General features: G+C 63.2%; 9 protein-coding genes. 4 read left to right on the top strand and 5 right to left on the bottom strand.

Annotated features, from left to right (window positions below; all coding sequences use genetic code 11):
• Positions 1 to 30 precede the first annotated feature (30 nt).
• Complete coding sequence (locus ACX3OW_RS14030; RefSeq protein ID WP_459096410.1) at positions 31 to 1,389, top strand: FGGY-family carbohydrate kinase; 1,359 nt, start codon at positions 31 to 33, stop codon at positions 1,387 to 1,389.
• Here ACX3OW_RS14030 and ACX3OW_RS14025 read toward each other — a convergent pair.
• The 3 genes from ACX3OW_RS14025 to ACX3OW_RS14015 form a co-directional block, all read right to left on the bottom strand.
• Complete coding sequence (locus tag ACX3OW_RS14025; protein ID WP_459096409.1) at positions 1,386 to 2,306, bottom strand: DMT family transporter; 921 nt, start codon at positions 2,304 to 2,306, stop codon at positions 1,386 to 1,388. The two genes, ACX3OW_RS14030 and ACX3OW_RS14025, sit on opposite strands and share 4 nt — an antisense overlap.
• Positions 2,306 to 3,220: a DMT family transporter gene (locus ACX3OW_RS14020; protein ID WP_459096408.1), complete on the bottom strand. Its 915-nt coding sequence runs from the start codon at positions 3,218 to 3,220 to the stop codon at positions 2,306 to 2,308. The genes ACX3OW_RS14025 and ACX3OW_RS14020 overlap by 1 nt, the downstream gene beginning before the upstream one ends.
• 332 nt (positions 3,221 to 3,552) lie before the next feature.
• On the bottom strand, positions 3,553 to 6,072 hold the full coding sequence (locus ACX3OW_RS14015) for a beta-mannosidase (protein ID WP_459096407.1): 2,520 nt from the start codon (positions 6,070 to 6,072) through the stop codon (positions 3,553 to 3,555).
• A 255-nt stretch (positions 6,073 to 6,327) separates the two neighbouring features.
• Here ACX3OW_RS14015 and ACX3OW_RS14010 point away from each other — a divergent pair, with 255 nt between their 5' ends.
• Complete coding sequence (locus tag ACX3OW_RS14010; RefSeq protein ID WP_459096406.1) at positions 6,328 to 8,307, top strand: putative bifunctional diguanylate cyclase/phosphodiesterase; 1,980 nt, start codon at positions 6,328 to 6,330, stop codon at positions 8,305 to 8,307.
• A gap of 37 nt (positions 8,308 to 8,344) precedes the next feature.
• Here ACX3OW_RS14010 and ACX3OW_RS14005 read toward each other — a convergent pair whose 3' ends face one another.
• Both ACX3OW_RS14005 and ACX3OW_RS14000 read right to left on the bottom strand, forming a co-directional pair.
• Positions 8,345 to 10,201: an ABC transporter ATP-binding protein gene (locus tag ACX3OW_RS14005; protein ID WP_459096405.1), complete on the bottom strand. Its 1,857-nt coding sequence runs from the start codon at positions 10,199 to 10,201 to the stop codon at positions 8,345 to 8,347.
• A 312-nt stretch (positions 10,202 to 10,513) separates the two neighbouring features.
• Entirely contained in the window at positions 10,514 to 12,364 is a 1,851-nt protein-coding gene (locus tag ACX3OW_RS14000; RefSeq protein WP_459096404.1) for an ABC transporter ATP-binding protein, read from the bottom strand.
• 297 nt (positions 12,365 to 12,661) lie between these two features.
• On the opposite strand from ACX3OW_RS14000, the gene pepN reads away from it, so the two are divergent.
• Positions 12,662 to 15,301 (top strand): aminopeptidase N, encoded by a 2,640-nt coding sequence (gene pepN, locus ACX3OW_RS13995; protein WP_459096403.1) that lies wholly within the window; start codon positions 12,662 to 12,664, stop codon positions 15,299 to 15,301.
• 256 nt (positions 15,302 to 15,557) lie between these two features.
• Positions 15,558 to 17,174 (top strand): sensor histidine kinase, encoded by a 1,617-nt coding sequence (locus ACX3OW_RS13990; RefSeq protein ID WP_459096402.1) that lies wholly within the window; start codon positions 15,558 to 15,560, stop codon positions 17,172 to 17,174.

The following is a 17,174-nucleotide window of genomic DNA, read 5'->3' as shown; positions in this document are numbered from 1 at the left end:
GCGGCGGGTGAGACCATTTGAGACCGCGCCATGCCCCTGCCCCGCCTCATCGCCGTCATCGATATTGGCAAGACCAACGCCAAACTGGTGCTGATCGACGCCACGACGCGCCAGCAAGTGGCGGCGCGTAGCACGCCCAATGTGGTGCGGCGCGATGGGCTCTATCCGCATGCCGATGTCGCCATGCTGTGGGAGTTCATCATCGCCAGCCTCAAGGCGTTGCAGGACGAGCATGGGGTGGATGGGATTTCCATCACCACCCATGGCGCAACGGCGGCGCTGCTAGCGGGGGACGCGCTGGCGCTGCCGGTGCTGGATTATGAGCACAATGGGCCCGAAGTGACGGCGGCGGCCTATGCAAAGCTGCGGCCGGAATTTGCCGAATCATTGTCGCCGCGCCTGCCCAACGGGCTCAATCTGGGGGCGCAGCTGTTTTGGCAGTCGCAGGTGTATCCGGCTGATTTTGCTCGGGTAACGGCGATCCTGACCTATCCACAATATTGGGCTTGGCGGCTGACTGGCGTCTTGGCGAGCGAAGTGACCTCGCTGGGTTGCCACACCGATTTGTGGGCACCGGGGCGCGGCGAATTTTCCAGCATGACGCAGGCGCTGGGCTGGGCGGAGCGCTTTCCGCCGGTGCGACCGGCGGCGTCGGTGCTGGGCAATGTGCTGCCCGAGGTAGCGGCGCTGACCGGGCTGGCGGCTGGAACACCGGTGACCTGTGGCATTCACGATTCCAATGCATCGCTGCTGCCGCATCTGGGCGCCCATTCAGCGCCTTTCACCATTCTGTCGACCGGCACCTGGGCCATTGCCATGACGGTGGGCGGCGACACCGGCGGGCTGGACCCGGCCCGCGACAGCCTCGCCAATGTCGATGCCTTCGGGCGGCCGGTGCCGACGGCGCGCTTCATGGGCGGGCGCGAATTCGATCAATTGGTGCCGGAGATTCGTGAGCCGAGTACGGACGATATTGCGCGGGTGATTGCGCAGGATATTCGGGTGCAGCCTAGTTTTATGGCTGGTGTGGGACCCTTCCCCACGGCAGCCGGGCATTGGACGCAGGAGCCCGCGACGGCAGAGGAACGGACGGCGGCCGCGTCGCTTTATCTGGCGCTGATGACGCGCGCCTGCCTTGAGCTGTGCGGACTGGGCCGCGAAATCATCATCGAGGGGCCACTGGCGCGGAACGCGCTGTTTGCGCAGGCGCTGGCCCGTCTGACCGGCGTGACAGTAACCACATCCGGCGACGCGACCGGCACCAGCCTGGGTGCCAGCATGCTGTTTGGCGCGGGCACTGGCCATGCCGTCGCCGGCACGGCGGTGACGCCGCTGGATGCAGCCGGATTTGACGCCTATGCGCAACGCTGGCGGGAGGCGATTGGCTAGCGCTCCGGCAGTTCGTCGATTGAGGTGGCGGCTTTGTGCAGGCTGCGTTCGCGGAGCCAGATGTAGAGGCCGCTGGCAATGATGATGCTGGCGCCGAGGAAGAACCAGCTGTCGGGCGGTTCGTTGAAAATGATCCAGCTGGCCAGTGCCAGATAGAGCAGCGGCAAATAGTTGAACGGCGCCAGCGTGGCGGGCGTGGCGTAGCGATGGGCCACCGAGATCAGCATATGACCGACCATGCCCACCGTACCGGCGGCAAAAAAGGCGATCCAGGAAATCGGCTGGCTGGGCCAGACCCAATCGGTGAAGGCGACCGGGGAAATCAGCAGCAGCGCGGTGGTGCCGGCATAGAATTGCTGGGTCATGGCACTATCGACGCCGGCCAGCTTGCGGGTGAAAATCGAAAACAGCGCGCTGAAGAAGGCCGCCGCGATGCCCAACAGGGCCGCGGGGTGGAATGCCTCGGTGCCCGGCCGCACGATGATCAGGATGCCGACAAAACCGACCATGATGGCGAGCCAGCGGCGCCAGCCGACGATTTCGCCCAGCAGCGGGCCTGACAGCGCGCAGATCATCAGCGGCGCCGAGAACACCAGCGCGCCGGTGATGGTGAGCGGCAGATAGCGCATGGCGAGGAAATTGCAGCCGGTGGTGCCGAGCAGGCAGAGGCCGCGCGCCACTTCCAGCCGCCAGTTTCTGGTGACGAAGATTTCCCGGCCCCGGATCGGCAAGAGCAGCGTGACGATCAGCATCACATGCACGCCATAGCGGACGAAGACGATCTCGGTGGTGGGCATGCCGGTGAGCGACAGCCACTTCGCCGAAACGTCGAGGAACACCAGAATGGTCTGCGACAGCAGCAGGATGAGGATGGCCTTGTTGGCATTTTCCTCGATGCCGGCTACCGGGCTGGCCATCAGTGTTCCTCCCCGATCAGCGGGGCCGGCTTGGACAAAGCGCGCTCACGCAGCCAGATATAAAGGCCACTGCCGATGACGACGGGCGCGCCGATATAGAGCCAGACATCGGGGGGCTGGTTGAAGATGAGCCAGCTCGCCGCCGCCATGAAGATGATCTGGAAATAGGAAAACGGCGCTAGCACCGAAGCTGGCGCAAAGGCACTGGCGACCGCGACCAGCTGGTGCCCGACAAAACCAAACACCCCGACGGCAAAGAAGGCGACCCAGACCGAGGGATCGCTGGGCCAGCTCCAGTATGGCAGGGCGAAAGGCAGCAGGATGGCCGTGGCCACCATCCCGACATAGAATTGCTGGGTTGCCGGGGAGTCGCGCCCGGCCATGCGGCGGGTCAGCAGGAAATAAAAGGCGGTGAACACCGCAGCAGCCAGACAGAGCAAGGCCGCCGGATGGAATGCCTCAGTGCCCGGATGCACGATGATCAGAACGCCAAGAAAGCCGACAAAAATGGCAGTCCAGCGGCGCCAGCCGACGGTCTCGCCCAGCAATGGCACCGACAAAGCGCACAGCAGCAGCGGCATGGTGAAGGCGATGGCCGAGGTGACAGTGAGCGGCAAATAGCGCAGGGCGATAAAATTGCAGGTGGTGGCGCCGAGCAGCATGAGGGCGCGTAGCACCTGGGTGCGCAGGCTGGCCGTGCGTAGCAGTGCCCAGCCGTTTTGCGGCACATTGATGCCGAGCACCAGAGCCAGATGCACCGCATAGCGCAGGAACACCACCTGCGCGGCCCCCATACCGCCCAGCGCCAGCCATTTGGCTGAGCTGTCGATGCCGGTGAACATGAAATAGGCCACGAGCATGAGCCCAATGGCCAGCAGGCGGCGCTCCTGGATCGGCGCGATGAAGGTCGACATGGCAAGTCCGAAGGGGCGCGCAGAACGGCGCGACATGGTTCGCTAGGGTTGGAAGATGGCGGGGGCTATGTCAATGCAGGAGCGGGATAAATCTTGTATGGAAGTAGGCAGCGCCACGGTTCGCGCCAAACCCCGGATCGTCACCCTCGGGCTTGACCCGAGGGCGTTAACGGCGTCGCAAGAGCCCTCGGGTCAAGCCCGAGGGTGACGAGTGGTGGTTGTGGGTGTCGGCGCCTCCAAAACACAGCGAGCGCGCGGGAACCACGACACCCCCACCCCGGCCCTCCCCTCAAGGGGAGGGAGCGCATCGGGGCTCGCCGGGTTCGGTGAACCTAAAACGTCTCGCTGAGGTTACGCAGTTGTAGCGAGCGGGCTAGGTCGGCGGATGTGGTGGTGGCGCCGTGGCGGGGGGTGAAGGTCAGCTCGGTTGGGCGGCCCGGCAGCAAAGTGAGGGCGTTGTCGGAGAAATAGCCGGGCAGATCGACGCTGGCGGTGACGAAGAGGGCCGGCTTGTCGGTGGCCAGCGTCAGCACCGGCTGGCCGGCGCGGTCGGACCAGGTGGCGGTGACCTGGGGCTGTGCTAGCTCGTAAGCCTTGTAGGGCTTGGGAAAATAGTCGTTTTCGCCCAGTAGCTTGCCGGCGGCGTCGCGCCAGGAGAAGAACAGGAATTCGTCGGCGGCCAGATCGTCGAAGGTGACGCTGGCCAGCTCGATGGCGGCGTCCTGGCCGATGGCCGCGTTGCCAGAGAAGACGATACGGTCGCCACCGCCGACGCGCACGGCGCGGACTTCCAGCGCGATGCTGACCGGGCGGGCGGTGTCGTTGATGGCTTTGAGCACAATACGAGTCGGCGGCGCGCCTTCGACCGGGGTGCCGCGCGAATTGGTCGGGATGTCGTCATGGACCGGAACGGCGACCACATTGACCTGCAGGAAGAAGCGCTTGGCCATATATTGCAGCAGCTTCCACTGCCCGCCGTAATCCAGGCTCGACCAGCTGGCGACGGGCCAGATGTCGTTGATCTGCCAGAACAAAGTGCCCATGCAGCGCGGCTTGGTGGAGCGCCAATATTCGATGGCGGTCTTGATGGCGAGGCCCTGCTGGATCTGGCTGAGGAACACCATCTGGTCGAAGTCGCGCGGGAAACGGAAATAGCGCGTCATGGTTTCGAGGATGCGGGCATTGCCGCCGGCATTGCGCTGGTGGTTTTCCATCACCGGGGAGGACGGATTGCGATCCTTGGGCTCGGCAAAAGTCTCGATGACATTCATCGAGGGGAAGGACTGGAAGCCGAATTCGGAGGCAAAGCGCGGATTGACGGTGCGGTAGGCCTCGAAGCTTTTTGCCGAGTGCCAGACGTCCCAATAATGAGTGTCGCCGCGGGTATCCATCTGCCAGCCATCGGAGAAATCGAGATAGCCCATTGAGGGCGAGGACGGCCAGAAGCGGCGGGCCGGGTCTTCGTCCTCGACGATATTGCCGAGCATGGAATTGAGCCGGTCGTAATTGGCGACATAGCGCTCAGGCGCCGCCTTGGTTTCGGGATACCAGTGCAGCGAGCCGATGACTTCATTGTCGCCGCACCACAGGGCAATGCAGGCGTGGTGGCTGAGGCGGCGCACCTGCTGGGTGATTTCGGTGCGGACATTGTCGAGGAAGGGGCGGTCGGACGGATAGCTCATGCAGGCGAACATGAAATCGTGCCAGATCAGAATGCCCAACTCGTCGCAGAGCTCGTAAAAATAGTCCGGCTCATACTGCCCGCCGCCCCAGATGCGCAGCATATTCATATTGGCGGCCTTGGCGCTGTCCAGCAGGTCGCGGATGACGGCGGGGGTGATGCGCGAGGGGATGGCGTCGGCGGGAATCCAGTTGGCGCCGAGCATGGAGATGTCGCGGCCATTGACGCGGCATTTGAAGCTGTGGTCGATCTCGTCCTTTTCAACGATCCATTCGAGCTTGCGCAGGCCGAGCTGGCGGGTGGTTTTTTCGCCTTCGAGATTGGTCACCAGCTCATAGAGCGGCTGCTCGCCCTGCCCTGCTGGCCACCACAGTTTGGGATTATGGATGGTGATGTTGTGGGTGAAGAGGTTTTCGCCCGGCTGCACCATCAGCTTGTCGGCGATGACCTGTCCGTCGATGTGGTGCTCAAGCTCCACCGAACCGTGAGCGAAGGCGAAAAGGCGAGTCTTTATCGAGAGTTCGACCGAGTTGCTGCCATGGGCCTGATCGACCTGCACGCTCTCCTGGCGGGCGAGGCGCGACTTGCGCAGGCTCATGGTGCCATAGACGCCGATGGGCATCAGGCAGATGCCCCAATCCCAGCCCGCATGGCACGCCGCCTTGCGGATGAAGTTCATGTGGATGCCCTTCAAACCATTGGTCTGGTAGTTTTTGGTGAAGGGAATGGGGAAAGGGTGCGCGTCGGCGCGGGCCTTGGCGACGTCGGGGGCGATATCGAATTCGATGCGGAGGGTGTTGTCGCCGATCCGGACCTTGCCGGTGACGTCGATGTCGTTGCGGACAAAACTATTCTGCGTTTTGGCGATGATTTCGCCGTTGAGCAGGATGGTGGCGATGCAGTCCACTTCGGCCAGGGTGAGGGTGAGATAGCCGGTAATATCGGCGGCGCTGGCGGTGAAACTGCGCTCGACCGTCCAGGCGGTTTCATTGACCCACAGCACGGGCTTTTCGTTCTCGCCGAAATAGGGATCGGGGATGTGGTCAGCGGCCAGCAATGCGGCGTGCACATCGCCCGGTAGGGTGATCGGCGCGGTAATATCGCGCGTCGGTGACGACAGGGCGAACGCGCCGCTCAGATCAAGGGCGGAATAGGTGGCGGGCATGGCCATGACGTCTCCTCGCGGCATTTGCAACGTTGCCGAATTGGCAGGATCGTGCAGCCGGCGGCCCGGCGCAATCGATTGCAATCGGTTCTAGCCGGTCTCACGCGGCCTTCCAATGGGGGGCGCGAGGGATATTTTTCGGGAATTTATACTGGAACCATGAATCTATGTGCAGTGAACGACAGATCCGATGCATGTCGTTTACATTTGTATTAGGGTTTGCCCGACTATGTTCAGGTCGATGAGTAAAACTGGTCGGCGATGTCGGCAGTAAAACGGTTAGTGCAGTTCTTCGCCGTTCCAGACAACCCAGCTCTGGTCCAGGCACAAGCACGCGCCTTCAGCCGCCAGGTGCCGCTGATGTATGCCATCCTGCTGCTCAACTCTGTGGTGCTGGCCGGCAACTATCCGCAGGCGCCTGATCTGCTGCGCCTCTATGTTCCCGGTTTCCTGGCGCTGCTCTGTCTGCTGCGGATTTTGCGGTGGTGGCGCATGCGGCTGCGCGACCTGTCCTATCAGGAGGCGCGGCGGCTATTGCGCAGCACGGTGGTCATGGCCGCCGTGCTCGGATTGGGCTTTTCCAGCTGGGCGCTGAGCCTTTACCCCTATGGCGATGCGTATCAGCAGTCGCATGTGGCGTTCTATATCGGCATTACCAGCATTTGCTGCGTGTTCTGCCTGATGCAGATGCGCGGTGCGGCCATCATGCTGGCGCTATGCGTGCTGATCCCGTTCAGCGCCTTCTTCATCACCAGCGGCAACCCGGTATTTGTCACGCTGGCGCTCAATCTGATCCTGGTGGTCGGGGCGCTGATGACCATTCTGCTCAGCAATTATCGCGACTTCGATGCGCTGGTGGCGTCACGCGCCGAAATGGAACGCAAACAACAGGAAACCCAGCGCCTGTCGGATGAAAACCAGCTTCTGGCCAATGTCGACAGCCTGACCGGACTGCCGAACCGTCGCTCGTTCGACCGGCAGCTGGAGCAGGCGCTGCACCACGCCGCGGCCGATGGTCGTCAGATTGCGGTGGCACGGCTGGACCTCGACAGCTTCAAATCGGTCAACGACATTTTTGGCCAGATTGCCGGCGACGCGGTGCTGTCCGACGTGGCCTTGCGCATCAATGCGTTGCGCCAGCCATCGACCTTTGTCGCCCGGCTGGGCTCGGACAATTTCGCCCTGATCCTGACGGAGCCTGCCGATGCGGCGGCGCTGCAGCGTTTTGGCAAGACCCTGACGGCGGCGATGCGACCGGCGTTCGAGACGGCGCTTGGCACCATCCATCTGTCGGCAACGGCCGGCTTTGCCGCGTCCAAGCCGGGTGACACCGCCGATGCGCTGTTTGATCGCGCCGATTATGCCACCTGGCTGGCCAAGCGCGAGGCGCGCGGGCGGGCCATCGTCTTTTCCGGCAAGCACGCCAATCAGCTCAGCAAGGTGCGGCGCATGGAGCATGCTCTGCGCACGGCCGACCTCGACGCGGAAATCTACATCCTGTTCCAGCCGCAATTCGACATCGTGCAGAACCGGACCACGGGCTATGAAGTGCTGGCCCGCTGGAACAGCCCGGAGCTGGGGGAAATTTCGCCCGGCGAATTCATCCCGATGGCCGAGCGGATAGGGGTGATTTCCAAGATCACCCAGACCGTGCTGCGCAAGGCGCTGCTGGTCTCGGAAAAGCTGCCCCAGCCGCTGCGCCTGTCGGTCAATCTGTCGGCCGCCGATCTGGGATCGACCACGACCATCGAAGCCATCGTGACGCAGCTTCAAAAATCCGGCACGCCCTGTCGGGTGGATTTTGAGATCACCGAAACGGCGATCATGCGGGATCTGGTGCAGGCCAATGATGGGCTGGTGGCCCTGCTGGCGCTGGGGTCGCGCATCGCGCTGGATGATTTCGGCACCGGGCATTCGAGCCTCACCCATGTGCAGAAGCTGCCGCTGGACCGCATCAAGGTCGACCGCAGTTTTGTGGCCGAGGTGACCAATGACGCGACCAGCCGGGCGATCATCAGGACCACTATCGATCTGTGCCGGAACCTGGACATTTCCTGCGTGTTCGAGGGCATCGAAACCGAGGAACAGCTCGACGCGCTGCTCGGCATGGGCGGCACCGTGATGCAGGGCTATCTGTTCGGCCGACCGATGAGCGAAGCAAAGATGTTCGAGCATGTGGATGCCGAGGCGCGCAATGGCCGCCAGTCCTATCGCCGCCGCTTGTTTGGCAATGCGAGCTAAAGGGGCCGCGAGCTAGGCCCGCGACGCCGCTTTCAAGTTATTGCGCCGCCTCGAGATCGAGGAAGCCGCCGGATTGGCGTTCCCAGAGCTGGGCGTAATGCCCCCCAGTGGCGAGGAGCTGGGCGTGAGTGCCCTCCTCGACAATCTGGCCCTGCTCCAGCACCACCAGCCGATCCATGGCGGCAATGGTGGACAGGCGGTGGGCGATGGCGATCACCGTCTTGCCCTGCATCAGCGTGGTCAGTTGCTCCTGGATGGCTGCCTCAACCTCGGAGTCCAGCGCCGAGGTGGCTTCGTCCAGCACCAGGATCGGGGCATTCTTGAGCAGCACGCGGGCGATGGCGACGCGCTGGCGCTGGCCACCCGAGAGTTTGACGCCGCGTTCGCCGACATGGGCGTCGTAGCCGGTGTTGCCCTTGGGATCGACCAGCCCCATGATCACGTCATGCACCTTGGCCTGTTCGGCGGCCCGCACCATCTCTTCGTCACTGGCCGACTGGCGGCCATATTTGAGATTTTCGCGGACCGAGCGATGCAGCAGGGAAGTATCCTGGCTGACCAGACCGATGGCCGCGCGGACGCTTTCCTGCGTGACATTGCGGACATCCTGCCCGTCGATGCGGATGGAGCCGTCCTGCACGTCGAACATGCGCAGAGCCAGGTTCACCAGCGTCGACTTGCCCGAGCCGGAGCGGCCGACAAGGCCAATCTTTTCGCCCGGAGCAATGGTCAGGTCGAAAGCGTCGATGACGCTGCCGCCCTTGCCGCGCCAATAGTTGAAGCTGACCTTGTCGTAGGTCAGCTCGCCCTTGGTCACCGCCAGCGGCTTGGCTTCCGGCACATCGAGCATGGTCAGGGGCTGGGCGATGGTATCCATCGAGTCCCTGATATTGCCGATCTGGCGGAAGATGTTGGAGCCGATTTCCAAAATCCAGCCGCTCATATTCATGATCTGCAGGGCAAAGGGGATGGCCGTCGCCACGGCGGCGGCGGACAAGGTCCCTTCGTTCCAGCCCGACAGGGCCAGCCAGGTGACCGAGACCACCAGACCGGCATTCAGCAGGAACAGGGTCGACCACATATAGGTGAACACCCGCATCAGCTTGCGAAAGCTGACCGCGTGGTCATTGACCGAGTCCGACACATAGCGGTCTTCGTGGCCGCCGGTGGAGAAGGTCTTGAGGGTCTGGATATTGGTGTAGCTGTCGACTATGCGGCCGGTCATCACCGATTTGGACTCCGAGAGTTCCTCGGAATAGCGGGCGATGAGCGGCATGGTGATGGTGAACAGGATGGCATAAAATAGCAGCCAGACCCCGATCGGCACCAGCAGCACCGGATCGAGCTGGGCCAGCACGATGATGGCCACGATCACGAAGACCAGCGCGTACCACGCCGCATCGATGGTCAGGTTCACCCCGATTTCGATGGCCTCGCCGGCCTGCATGATCTTGTTGGAGATGCGCCCGGCAAAGTCGTTCTGGAAGAAGGTCCAGCTCTGGCGGATCACGTGATAATGGCTCTGCCAGCGCACAAGATCGACCAGATTGGGCACGATGGCGTGGTTGCGGATCAGGGTATCGAGCAGGAAGGTCAGCGGCCGCACCAGCACGACGACGAAGATCATCCACAGGAAGGTCTGGCTGTGCAGGGTGAAGATGTCGCCGGGATTGGTGGTGGCCAGCATGCCGACCACAAGGCCGACAAACACCGGCATCAGCGCATCGGCGACCGAGCCGATGGACACCAGCACGATGCGGGTGATGAAGGCGGCCCGGAACTGGGCGATGAAATAGGTAACGAAAGGTCGGAGACCCATGGGCGGCTGCCGGTTTTCGGCGAGCGCGATGGGCGAGTAGCGATGGTCGAAATAGTCGATGACGCGGTTGAACATTATGAGCTCATTCTTGTGAGCCGCGCCTGACGGAGAGGTTCTTCTACTCAGGTCAGGTTCGGTAACGATCGGAGGGTTTGCAGGGACCGGCGGCACCGGGCTGGTGGTGGCCATTGGCTCGGATCGTGATGATGTCACCCATTGGGGTTCTCCTTGGTTGATCGCTGTTGCTCCCCTCCCCCTTGAGGGGAGGGGTTGGGGGTGGGGGTGTCGTGTTCCCCACCAGTTCCGTGTATTTGGAGGGCACGACACCCCCACCCTAGCCCTCCCCTCAAGGGGGAGGGAACAGATCGCGCTAGCGGCTGGCGCAGATCACTGCGCTGCCTCTTCGGGTTGGTCGGCGTCGATGAAGCCGCCGGATTGACGGTTCCACAGGCTGGCATAGATGCCGTTGGTGTCGAGCAGCTGGGCATGGGTGCCCTGCTCGACGACGCGGCCTTTGTCGAGCACCACCAGCCGATCCATCATGGCGATGGTGGAGAGCCGGTGGGCGATGGCGATCACCGTCTTGCCGCGCATCAGCAATTGCAGCTGGCCCTGGATGGCGGCTTCGACTTCGGAGTCGAGCGCGGAAGTGGCTTCGTCCAGCACCAGGATCGGCGCGTTCTTGAGCAGCACCCGGGCGATGGCGATGCGCTGGCGCTGGCCACCGGAGAGCTTGACGCCGCGCTCGCCGACATGGGCGTCGAAGCCCACCCGACCCTGCAGGTCCGACAGTCCGCCGATAAAGGCGGTGGCCTCGGCCAGTTCGGCCGCTTCCAGCATCATCGCTTCGGTCGCGTCGGGGCGGCCATAGACGATGTTGTCGCGCACCGAGCGGTGCAGGAGCGAGGTATCCTGGGTCACCACGCCCACATTGGCGCGCAGGCTGTCCTGCGTCACCCCGGCGATATCGTGGCCGTCGATCAGGATGCGGCCATCGGCGCGGTCGTAGAAGCGCAGCAGCAGGTTGACGAGCGTGGACTTGCCGGCGCCGGAGCGCCCGACCAGCCCGATTTTCTCGCCCGGACGGATATGCAGGTCGAGATGATCGATCACGCCGGAGGTCTTGCCGTAGTGGAACGAGACATTCTCGAACTTGATGTCACCCTTGACCTCGGGCAGCGCCTTGGCGCCGGGCACGTCGGAAACGACGCGCGACACCGAGAGCGAGGAAATGCCATCGCGCACCGTGCCGATATTCTCGAACAGCGCCGACATTTCCCACATTACCCACTGGCTCATGCCCTGGAAGCGCATCACCAGACCCAGCGACACTGCCAGCGAGCCGGGCGACATCACGCCCTGGAACCAGAGCCAGATGCCGGTCGCCGCCACGGCGAACAGCAGCAGCGCGTTGGACCACAGCACCGACACATTGAGGATGGTGAACAGGCGCATCTGCCGGTAGGCGGTGTCGAGGAAAACATCCATCGACTCCTTGGCGTAGGTCTCCTCACGATTGGAATGGGAGAACAGTTTTACCGTGGCAATATTGGTGTAGCTGTCGATGATGCGGCCGGTCATCACCGAGCGGGCATCGGCCTGGGCCTCGGAAATCTTGCCGAGACGCGGGATGAAATAGACCATCATCGACACATAGGCGACGAGCCAGACCAGGAATGGAATCGCCAGCCGCCAATCGGCCGAAGCGGCCAGGAACACCGCGCCGGTGAAGTAGACGACGACATAGACCAGCATGTCGAGCAGCTTCATCACCACTTCGCGGACGGCGAGCGAGGTCTGCATCAGCTTGGCGCCGATGCGGCCGGCAAACTCGTCCTGGAAGTAGCTCATCGACTGGCGAATGAGATAGCGATGGCTCATCCAGCGGATGCGCTGGGGGAAGTTGCCGAGCAGGGTCTGATGCATGGTCAGCGTCGACAGCAGCGCAAAAGCGGGCACGACGAAGACGACCATCGCCCCCATCAGCGCCAGCTTCCAGCCGTCGGTCTGCATGAAGGTTTCCTTGTCGGCATCAGCCAACCAGTTCACCACATCGCCGATAAAGCCGAACACCACGATTTCGCCGAGCGCGACGGCCGCGGCGGCAAAGGCCATCAGGCCCAGCCACTTCTTGGCGCCGTGCGAATAATGCAGGCAAAAGGCCACCAGCCCCTTGGGCGGCTCAACCGGATCGCCGGGGGGATAGGGGTCGAGACGTCGTTCAAACCAACGCAGCATGGAAATACACCAAAAAACGGCCAGGAGCGGCTTCGCGCTTATGACATCGGGCCAGCGACAGAAGCTGGCAGCAGTGCCGTCTGATACCGATCGGGAAACTAGGATACCTGCTCGATACACCGGCAATGATGCAGAGGAGCAGTGTGCGCGCTGCAAGCCCCTCCCCAATGCCGTCCCAATTGGCGTAGAAGAGTGGACCGAAGCGGTCGCTGGCCGATCAGGATACACGAATGCGCCGAATTGACTGTTGCGGCGCTGCCACAATCGATTTCAGACCGACGATTTGACGGACCCACCATGCGCACCGAAACCGAACACACCATCTACCTCAAGGACTACGCCCCGGCCCCGTACCGGATCACGGCGATCGACCTCGATTTCAGGATTTTGGCTGAGGGCACGCGGGTGCGGGCGCTGCTGAGCGTCGAGCCCAGCCCGGGCACTGCGCCGGGCACGCCGCTGGTGCTGGATGGGGATGAGCTGACGCTGGCCTCCATCGCCATCGACGGCGCGCCGCTGGTGCTGTCGGCCTATGCGGCGGATGGCAATGGGCTGACCCTGTTCGAGCCGCCGCTGACCCGTTTCGTGCTGGAAACCGAGGTCAATCTACAGCCCGAGGGCAATACCAAGCTGATGGGGCTGTATCGCTCCAGCGGCACCTGGTGCACGCAATGCGAGCCCGAGGGGTTCCGCCGCATCACCTATTATCTCGACCGGCCGGACAATCTGGCGGTTTTCAAGGTGCGGATGACGGCGCCGCGCGATCTGGCCCCGGTGCTGCTGGCCAATGGCAATCTGCTCGAGGCGGGCGATGCGGGCGACGGGTTGCATTATGCGGTGTGGGAAGACCCCTTCCCCAAGCCGGCTTATCTCTTTGCGCTGGTGGCGGGCGATCTCGGCTCGATCTCCGACAGCTTCACCACCGGTTCGGGCCGCAAGGTGGATCTGGCGATCTATTGCACCCATGGCAAGGAAGACCAGTGCCACTGGGCCATGGATAGCCTCAAGCGCTCGATGGCGTGGGACGAACGGCGCTTCGGCCGCGAATATGACCTCGACATTTTCAACATCGTCGCCGTGTCCGATTTCAATTTCGGGGCGATGGAGAACAAGGGGCTCAACATCTTCAACGACCGGCTGGTGTTCGCCAAGCCGGACACCGCCACCGATGGCGATTATGACGGCATCGAGCGGGTCATTGCGCACGAATATTTCCACAACTGGACCGGCAACCGCATCACCTGCCGCGACTGGTTCCAGCTCTGCCTCAAGGAAGGGCTGACGGTCTATCGCGACCAGGAATTCACCAGCGACGAGCGTTCGCGGGCAGTGAAGCGCATCTCGGATGTGGTGACATTGCGCCGGGCGCAATTCCCCGAGGATGGCGGCCCGCTGGCGCATCCGCCGCGCCCGGACCAGTATCGCGAGATCAACAATTTCTACACGACGACGGTCTATGAAAAGGGCGCCGAAATCGTCCGCATGCTGGCGACGCTGCTCGGCGAAGCAGGCTTCCGCAAGGGCATGGACCTGTATTTCGAGCGGCATGATGGACAGGCGACGACCATCGAGGCGTTCCTTGCCGCCTTTGCCGACGCCAATGCGGTCAATCTCGATCAGTTCAAGACCTGGTATCTGCAAGCTGGCACGCCGAAGCTGAGCGTGGACGAGCACTACGACGCCGAAGCGCAGACCTATACGCTCAAGCTCAAGCAGGAGACGCTGCCGACGCCGGGCCAGCCCAGCAAACAGCCGCTGGTGCTGCCGATCAAGTTCGGCCTGATCGGGCCCAATGGTAGCTCGATGCAGTGGAGCGGGGTGAGTGGGGCCGAGGTGCGCGACGATCTGATCGTGTTCGATGGCGCCAGCGCCGAGGTGGTTTTCACCGGCGTGGCCAATCGGCCAGTGCCGTCGCTGCTGCGGACCTTCTCCGCGCCGGTGATCCTGGAAACCAAAGCGACGCAGGACGACCAGCTGTTCCTGGCGCGGCATGACAGCGATCCGTTCAACCGCTGGCAGGCGTTGCAGGATGTGGGCATGGCGCTGGCGGTGGATGCAGTGCGCGGCACGCTATGGAACACGGCAGCCGTGGCGGCATTGACCGAGGCCATGGCAGAGACACTGGCCAGCGACACGCTGGACGATGCCTTCAAGGCGCTGGCGCTGACGCTGCCCGATGAACAATCCATCGGCCGCGCCATCGGCCAGGATATCGACCCGACGCTGATCCATACCGTGCGCGAGGCCTTGCTGTCGGCGGTGTTCGCGCCGCTGCAGCCGCAGTTGCTGACCGCCTATAGCAGTCTAGCCAGCACCGCTCCCTATGCCCCCGACCCAACCAGCACCGGCCGCCGGGCATTGCGCAACCGCGTGCTGAACCTGCTGGTGGCCAGCGAAGCCGCCGGCGCCGACCTGCTGGCAGGCCAGCAATATGCCAACGCCAGCAATATGACCGACCGGCTCTCGGCATTGGCCACCGCCGCAGCCGCCGGAATCCCGGACGCGCCAACCATGCTGGCGGATTTCCGCACACGGTTTGGCGGTGATCCGCTGGTGCTCGACAAATGGCTGACGGTGACCGCTGCCGCGCCGCGCGATGAAGTGATCGAGGCCATGCAGGCGATCCTCGCCGATCCGTCCTTCCCCAAGACCAACCCCAACCGGCTGCGCTCGCTGGTCGGCACTTTTGCCATGAGCAACCCGACGCAGTTTGCCCGGGCCGACGGCGCAGGCTTCCGTTTCGTCGCCGATTTCGTCGCCGAGGTGGACAAGATCAATCCCCAGGTGGCGGCGCGGGTGCTGACCGGTTTCCGCATCTGGCCGATGCTGGAAAGTGGTCGCCGAGCGGCCGCCAAGGCAGCGCTGACCGCGTTGCAAACCAACGCCACGCTGAGCCGGAACACCGCCGATATCCTGACGCGCATGCTGGCCGGCTAGGCCGACCGCCATGGGGGCCGCTGCCACGCAAAGCAGCGGCCTTCTGGTTTCTAAAGCTTTCCCTAAAGTCCAGCTAAATACCCGAGGCTGTGGAAGAATTTTTCTTTCACCGCTAAGTGATTCAGACGACTCGTGATTTTGCTGATCACCCTCGTGGGGCCATGATTGGGGGTCTGGACACGCGAGTCACCCTGATTCATTGTTTGTTAAAGGGCAAATCGGGGCGAGGATAAAACCTCATATGATGGAGAATTCCATGCGGTCGGCGGAGACATCCGGCGCCAGCGTTACCGGATTCGGTACGGGCGAAGGCAAGGCGGACAATCGCCGGCACATGAGCGAGCGCCAGACGCCCGCACACCGCGTCTTCGGCTTCGCCTATTCTCCCATCACTGTCGCCGTCGCGCTGACCGCGCTGCTATCGGCCACCCTGTTCGTCATCTACGACGCGGCGCGTACTTTCGATGACGTTCGCCGCGACCTATCCAGCATCGGCGGCGCGCTGGTTTCCGAGATGGTCACACTGGAGCCGGACAGCGTCATCACCAGTTCGAGCGAGCGGTTGGCCAGCATGGCCAATCTGGTCGCCATACCGCAGCGGGCGTCAGTGGAGCTGCAGGGGATTTCGGGGCTCGAAACCGAGCAGGTCCGAGCCTGGATGAGCATTGCCCAGCGCGGCGCGGCAGCGTTCGGGCTGGCCGCCTTGTTCGCCCTGTTCACCATGCGTCGCCGCAGCGACATGCCCGACATGGTGCAGCGTCACAATTATCAGAAGCTGGCAGCAGCCATTCCAATGGGCGTGGCCTGCTGGACCCAAGCGGGCCGACTGATCGCCTGCAATGAGCAATATCGTCACCGGCTTGACCGCAGCACCAGGGCGCTGACCTATCCTGAGGCGTTGCAACGCCTGACCGCCGGCGGTTCGATCAAGCTGGTGGACGGCGTCGATGGCAGCAAGGTGCTGGAACTGCGCTGCGAAACCGGCGCCTGCCTGTTGATCGAAGAACGCCCGCTGGGCGATGGCGCCTTCATGACGCTGATCAGCGACGTGACCGAAGCCAAAAAAACCGTCACCATGCTCGACGCCATTCGCCAGGAGCAGCGACTCCTGGCGCGACGCTATCACGAAGAAAAACTCAAGGCGGAAGCCGCCAGCCGCTCCAAGACCAATTTCCTTTCCCATCTCAGCCATGACATTCGCACCCCGCTCAACCACATTATCGGCTTTGCCGAGCTGATGCGGCACCAGACCTATGGGCCGCTGGGCGATGCGCGCTATGCCGACTATGTGCAGTCGATCAAGAGCTCGGGCGAGCATTTGCTAGCCTCCTTCGCCACCATCCTCGATCTGGTCGAACTCGAAAGCGGCCAGAAGGCGCTGCGCAGCGATCCGGTCTCGGTCGATGAGCTGCTCGATAGCGTGGTTCAGCGCTTCCGTGGGCAGGCAACGCGGGCCGGTGTGGCCTTTGTGCAGGGCGCGCCGAGCGGAGCCGTGGTGCTGGGCGACCGGCTGGGGCTCAGCCGCATGGTGGCCAATATCGTCGACAACTCGCTGCGCTTTACCCCCTCGGGCGGCCGCATCACCCTGGCGTCCTTCGCCGCGCGTGATGGGGTCGTGGTGGAAGTCACCGATACCGGGCTGGGCATGAGCGAGGAGCGCCTTGCCAGCCTGTCGCAGCCTTTTGCCCTGGGCGACGCCACCTTTACCCGCGAGGGCGTGGGTCCGGGGCTGGGCATTTCCATCTCGCGCGCCATTGCCGAACTCAGCGGCGGCAATCTCGCCATCGACTCCAGTCCGGCGCTCGGCACCACGGTTGCCATCTCCCTGCCGCTGGCAGCGGCAGTGGCTACGCCTGAAATGCAGGCAGCCTGA

The sequence above is a fragment of the Devosia sp. A449 genome (genome assembly GCF_054489375.1).
The sequence above is the reverse complement of the archived record's forward strand: the minus strand, read 5'-3'. Positions and strand labels throughout refer to the sequence as shown.

Bases quoted from the DNA above. Each gene is read 5' to 3' on its own strand.
- pepN (WP_459096403.1), top strand. From the start codon at position 12,662: ATGCGCACCGAAACCGAACACACCATCTACCTCAAGGACTACGCCCCG.
- ACX3OW_RS14015 (WP_459096407.1), bottom strand. From the start codon at position 6,072: ATGGCCATGCCCGCCACCTATTCCGCCCTTGATCTGAGCGGCGCGTTC.
- ACX3OW_RS14005 (WP_459096405.1), bottom strand. From the start codon at position 10,201: ATGTTCAACCGCGTCATCGACTATTTCGACCATCGCTACTCGCCCATC.
- ACX3OW_RS14020 (WP_459096408.1), bottom strand. From the start codon at position 3,220: ATGTCGACCTTCATCGCGCCGATCCAGGAGCGCCGCCTGCTGGCCATT.
- ACX3OW_RS14000 (WP_459096404.1), bottom strand. From the start codon at position 12,364: ATGCTGCGTTGGTTTGAACGACGTCTCGACCCCTATCCCCCCGGCGAT.
- ACX3OW_RS13990 (WP_459096402.1), top strand. From the start codon at position 15,558: ATGCGGTCGGCGGAGACATCCGGCGCCAGCGTTACCGGATTCGGTACG.
- ACX3OW_RS14030 (WP_459096410.1), top strand. From the start codon at position 31: ATGCCCCTGCCCCGCCTCATCGCCGTCATCGATATTGGCAAGACCAAC.
- ACX3OW_RS14025 (WP_459096409.1), bottom strand. From the start codon at position 2,306: ATGGCCAGCCCGGTAGCCGGCATCGAGGAAAATGCCAACAAGGCCATC.
- ACX3OW_RS14010 (WP_459096406.1), top strand. From the start codon at position 6,328: ATGTCGGCAGTAAAACGGTTAGTGCAGTTCTTCGCCGTTCCAGACAAC.